Below are 5021 nucleotides of genomic sequence, written 5' to 3' on the forward strand. Positions count from 1 at the left end.
CCCTGTAGGAGCGAGCGGTGCGGCGATCCGACTTGCCCGCGAAGGCGTCATCACTGGCGCTAAAAGCTTCGCGGRCAAGCCTCGCTCCTACAGATTTATGCTTACGCAGATTACGCAGATTACGCGGTTTTCCAGGTGATCTCTTCTTCACCATCGACACTGATGCGAATCCAGCGATCTGCCGTTTCCTCACCTTCTTCCTCGACCCAGCTACCCGGCGCACAACGCACTTCGACGTTCAATGCGGCAAATGCAGCGCGGGCGCAAGCGATGTCGTCTTCCCATGGGGTCTGGTCGCTTTCCAGGTACAGGCTGTTCCATTTGCCTACGGCTTTGGGCAGCCAGGTCACTGGCACGCTACCAGCCWTGCACTTGTAGGTCTGGCCTTTCTGAACCCAGTCGGTGCACGGGCCTAGAGCCGCGCCGAGCCAGGCCGCGATGGCTTTGTGATCGACGTCGGCGTCTTTCAGGTAAATCTCGATGTCCGGTTGGCGCATGGATGTCCTCACTGCGGGTCTGAAAAATCCATTCGCGGATTTAGCCGGCCTTGAGCCTTTACTCAAGACCAAAAATTAAAGTTGTTCTCTAACTACTACTGCAGAACGAAATAATCGTAGCGCATCGAAACGGTGACCTCGAACGGTTCCACTTGTTCAATGACTGCTGTCCGGCGTTCGGCACTGGCGCGCCAGCCGTGAGGTGTCATCGCCAAGAGATTCGCGCGATCCTGACCATTGACCAGCGTCAGTTTGAATTCCAGGGTTTCGCTGTGTTGCAACGCCATGCCTTCCGGCACCAGCGCCAGGTGCTTGTCGTCGGTGTACTCGCGCACTTCGTCGTACAGCCGCTCACGCAATTCCATCAGATGGCCGCTGGTCGGCCCGACTTTCATCAAGCCGCCACCGGGGCTGAGCAGACGTTTGGCTTCTTCCCAGTCCAGCGGGCTGAACACGCTGGCCAGAAACTGGCAGCTGCCCGAGGCCAATGGCACCCGCGCCATGCTGGCGATCAACCAGGTCAGCGCAGGGTTGCGTTTGCAGGCGCGTTTGACCGCTTCCCGGGAAATGTCCAGAGCATAGCCATCGGCGTTGGGCAAGGCTTCGGCGATTTGCGCGGTGTAATACCCCTCGCCACAACCGATGTCCAGCCAGCGCTGCGGCGCATAACCGGCCGCCAGCTCCGCCAGACGCTTGGCCACCGGCGCGTAATGGCCGGCGTTCAGAAAGTCGCGACGGGCTTCGACCATCGCCTGGTTATCCCCAGGGTCACGGCTGTTCTTGTGCTGCACCGGCAGCAGGTTCAGGTAACCCTGTCGTGCGCGGTCGAAACGATGCCCGGCGGGGCAGGCCACGCCGTTGTCCACCGCGTTCAGCGGTTCGCTGCAGATCGGACAGGCGAGCATCAGGCGAGCAACTTGATCAGGGTCTGGTAGTAGATTTCGGTCAGCACGTCGAGGTCGGCCGCCAGTACACGCTCGTTGACCTGGTGGATCGTCGCGTTGACCGGGCCCAGTTCAACCACTTGGGTGCCCATGGTCGCGATGAAGCGCCCATCTGAAGTGCCGCCGCTGGTGGAGGCTTTGGTGTCACGACCAGTGATGTCCTTGATGCTCGCCGACACCGCGTCGAGCAGCGCGCCCGGCTCGGTGAGGAACGGCAGGCCGGACAGCGCCCAGTCGATGTGCCAGTCCAGGCCATGCTTGTCGAGAATGTCGGCGACGCGCTTTTGCAGGCCTTCGACGGTGGACTCGGTGGAGAAGCGGAAGTTGAATACCGCCACCAGATCACCCGGAATCACGTTGGTCGCACCGGTGCCGGAATTGACGTTGGAGATCTGGAAACTGGTCGGCGGGAAGAAATCGTTGCCGTGGTCCCAGTGCTCGGCGGCAAGTTCGGCGAGCGCCGGGGCGGCGAGGTGGATCGGGTTCTTCGCCAGGTGCGGATACGCCACGTGGCCCTGCACACCGCGCACGGTCAATTTGGCGCCGAGGGAGCCGCGACGGCCGTTCTTGACCACGTCACCCACCAGGGTCGTGCTCGACGGCTCGCCGACGATGCACCAGTCCAGACGTTCCTTGCGGGCGGCAAGGCGCTCGACCACAGCCTTGGTGCCGTGGTGGGCCGGGCCTTCTTCGTCACTGGTGATCAGGAACGCGACCTTGCCCTTGTGATCCGGATAGTCGGCAACGAAACGCTCGGCTGCCACGGTCATGGACGCAAGGCTGCCTTTCATGTCTGCCGCGCCACGGCCGCAGAGCATGCCGTGTTCGTCGATCACCGCGTTGAACGGATCGATCTGCCAGGCCGCCACCGGACCGGTCGGCACCACGTCGGTGTGACCGGCGAAGCACAGCACCGGACCGTCATGTTTGCCGTGGGTCGCCCAGAAGTTATCCACATCTTCGATGCGCATCGGCTCCAGCATAAAACCGGCATCGCCCAGGCGCTGCATCATCTGCTTCTGGCAATCGGCGTCGACCGGCGTCACGGATGGACGGCGGATCAGGTCGATGGCGAGTTGAAGTGTCGGCGAAAGGTCGGCGTGGGCCGTCATGTAAGAACTCCGAGGTGCGCACGGTAAACATGTAGGAGCTGCCGAAGCAGCTCCTACCGAGTTTGTTGGCATTGAAAAAGGCGATCATTCTAAAGCAAAACGGCGGCCCGAAGGCCGCCGTTTGACGTTATCTAATAACGGATTACGCCGGTACCGGCGCAGCTTCTACCGAAGGTTTGGGCAGCGACGACAGGAACGCCATGATCAGCGCCGCCAGGTACGGCAGCGACTGCACCAGCAACATGGTCACCCAGAAGCGCATGTCGTTGCTGGGTATACCCTGCACCAGGAAGATCCCCAGTGCCGCGCCCCACAGCAGCAGCATGATGAACAGCTCTTCGCGAGCCTCCGAAATCGCCACCCAGAAGCCGTGGTTATCGGCATTCTTCGGTGTGCGGAAGAACGGAATGCTGCTGGTGAAGAAACCGTACAGCACCGCTTTGGCGATGGTGTGCGATAACGCCAGCCCGGCCAACGCGGCGCAGAAGGCGTCTTTCAGGTTGACCCCGACCGCGCGGCGGTACAGGAAGATGATCTTGCCCACCTTGAACACGAACAGCGCCAATGGCGGGATCGCGAAAATCAGCAGCGGTGGATCGACCCGTTGCGGCACGATGATCATCGCCGCCGACCACAACAGCGCGCCGACGGTGAAGAAGATGTTCATGCCGTCCGCCACCCACGGCAGCCAGCCCGCGAGGAAGTGGTAACGCTGGCCACGGGTCAGCTCGGTGTCCTTGCCGCGCAGCAGGCTGGCGGTGTGACGCTTGATGATCTGAATCGCGCCATAGGCCCAGCGGAAACGCTGTTTCTTGAAGTCGATAAAGGTATCGGGCATCAGGCCTTTGCCGTAGCTGGTGTGGTAGTACGCCGCCGACAGACCTTTTTCGAACACACGCAGGCCCAGTTCGGCGTCTTCACAGATACACCAGTCGGCCCAGCCCAGTTCCTCGAGCACCGAGCGCCGGGTCATGGTCATGGTGCCGTGCTGGATGATCGCGTCACGGTCGTTGCGGGTGACCATGCCGATGTGGAAGAAGCCTTTGTATTCCGCGTAGCAGAGCTTCTTGAAGGTGCTTTCGTTCTGGTCGCGGTAATCCTGTGGCGATTGCACCACGGCGATTTTCGGGTCGGCGAAGTGCGGCACCATGTGCTTGAGCCAGTTCGGGTCGACGCAGTAGTCCGAGTCGATCACCGCAATCACTTCGGCATCTTTGGCGGTATGGGGAATCAGGTAATTCAGTGCGCCACCCTTGAAGCCGGCCAACGGTGCGACGTGGAAGAACTTGAAGCGTGGGCCAAGAGTTTCGCAATAATCACGCACCGGTTCCCAGACCGCCGGGTCCTTGGTGTTGTTGTCGATGATCAGGACTTCGAAGTCCGGATAGTCGAGGTTGGCCAGCGCGTTGAGGGTCTGTTTGACCATCTCCGGCGGCTCGTTGTAGCAGGGCACGTGAATCGACACCTTCGGTCGGTAGTCTGATTCGCCCACCACGGGCAGGAATTCACGCCGGCGTTTGTGGGTCCAGACCGCTTCGGCCAGTTCATGGGCTTCCGTCAGCAGAACGATAAACACCCCGAGTGCACCGAGGGCGAGGAGGAAGCCTACCGTCAGGCTGAACCAGGTGCTGTATTGCTGGCTGTAGTCGTAACCGATCCATACCAGCACCGAACCGCAGAGGAACGCGATAAAGGTCAGGAAGGTACGACCACGTTGGCGCAGGGCCGAGCCGTCGATCATCAGCAAGGTCAGGGACAGCAGGGCCAACACGGCAGAGCCGATCGCCAGCACACGCCATTGCGGGATCGCGACCACCGGGCCTTCGAAGTTGAATTTCTGCTGGCGCGCGGCGTTGAACACGCCCCAGTACGCGCCTACCGAGCCTTCGTCAGTGGCCTTCCACGGTTGGTCAAACGCTTCGATCACGAAGTAGTTGAAACCCTGGCGGTTGAGCTTGTTGACCAGTGTGCGCAAGTAAATGGCCTGGTCCGCCGGCGACGCATCGGCGCCACCGCGCATACGGCCGTTGCTCGGCCAGCCGACTTCGGAGAGCAGCAACGGTTTTTTCGGGAACATCTTTTTCAGGTCACGGGCGCGGTCGAGAACGAACTGGCCGGCCTTGTCCACAGGGATGAACTCCCAGTAGGGCAGAACGTGAGCTGCGATCAGGTCGACGTGCTTGGCCAGTTCCGGGTGTTCTTCCCAGACGTGCCACTGTTCGGAGGTGGTGACTGGAACCTTAACGGCGGCGCGCACGCGATCCAGGATCACGCTCAGCTCGGCAGCAGTGATTTCCTTGCGGAAGATCGCCTCGTTACCGACCACGACGCGAACCACGCTGCGGGAGGTGTTGGCCAGTTGGATGGCGCGCTGAATCTCGCGCTCGTTGCGCTCCTGATCCGGGCTGATCCAGATCCCCAGGGTCACCCGCAGGCCGAACTCTTCCGCCAGTTTGGGAATGTCCTCC

Annotated in this window: 4 protein-coding genes; all 4 read right to left on the reverse strand. The window is 61.2% G+C overall.

Annotation, left to right across the window (positions count from 1 at the left end; translation table 11 throughout):
* Window positions 1–119: 119 nt before the first annotated feature.
* Complete coding sequence (locus AC1DLB_RS20965; protein ID WP_477785570.1) at window positions 120–497, reverse strand: hypothetical protein; 378 nt, start codon at window positions 495–497, stop codon at window positions 120–122.
* Between the two features lie 95 nt (window positions 498–592).
* Window positions 593–1402, reverse strand: coding sequence for a putative RNA methyltransferase (locus AC1DLB_RS20970; RefSeq protein WP_018927030.1), 810 nt, complete (start codon window positions 1400–1402; stop codon window positions 593–595).
* A complete protein-coding gene (dapE, locus tag AC1DLB_RS20975) occupies window positions 1402–2553 on the reverse strand; it encodes a succinyl-diaminopimelate desuccinylase (protein WP_028939204.1) in 1152 nt (383 codons plus the stop codon). The genes AC1DLB_RS20970 and dapE overlap by 1 nt, the downstream gene beginning before the upstream one ends.
* Window positions 2554–2695: 142 nt before the next feature.
* Window positions 2696–5021 (reverse strand): glycosyltransferase (locus AC1DLB_RS20980; protein WP_477785571.1); only part of this gene is annotated, 2326 nt, incomplete at its 5' end.

This window comes from Pseudomonas sp. 05N434 (assembly GCF_056396965.1).

What these genes read in the sequence shown, in the direction of transcription:
- AC1DLB_RS20970 (WP_018927030.1), bottom strand. Translation starts at nt 1,402, where the DNA reads ATGCTCGCCTGTCCGATCTGCAGCGAACCGCTGAACGCGGTGGACAAC.
- dapE (WP_028939204.1), bottom strand. Translation starts at nt 2,553, where the DNA reads ATGACGGCCCACGCCGACCTTTCGCCGACACTTCAACTCGCCATCGAC.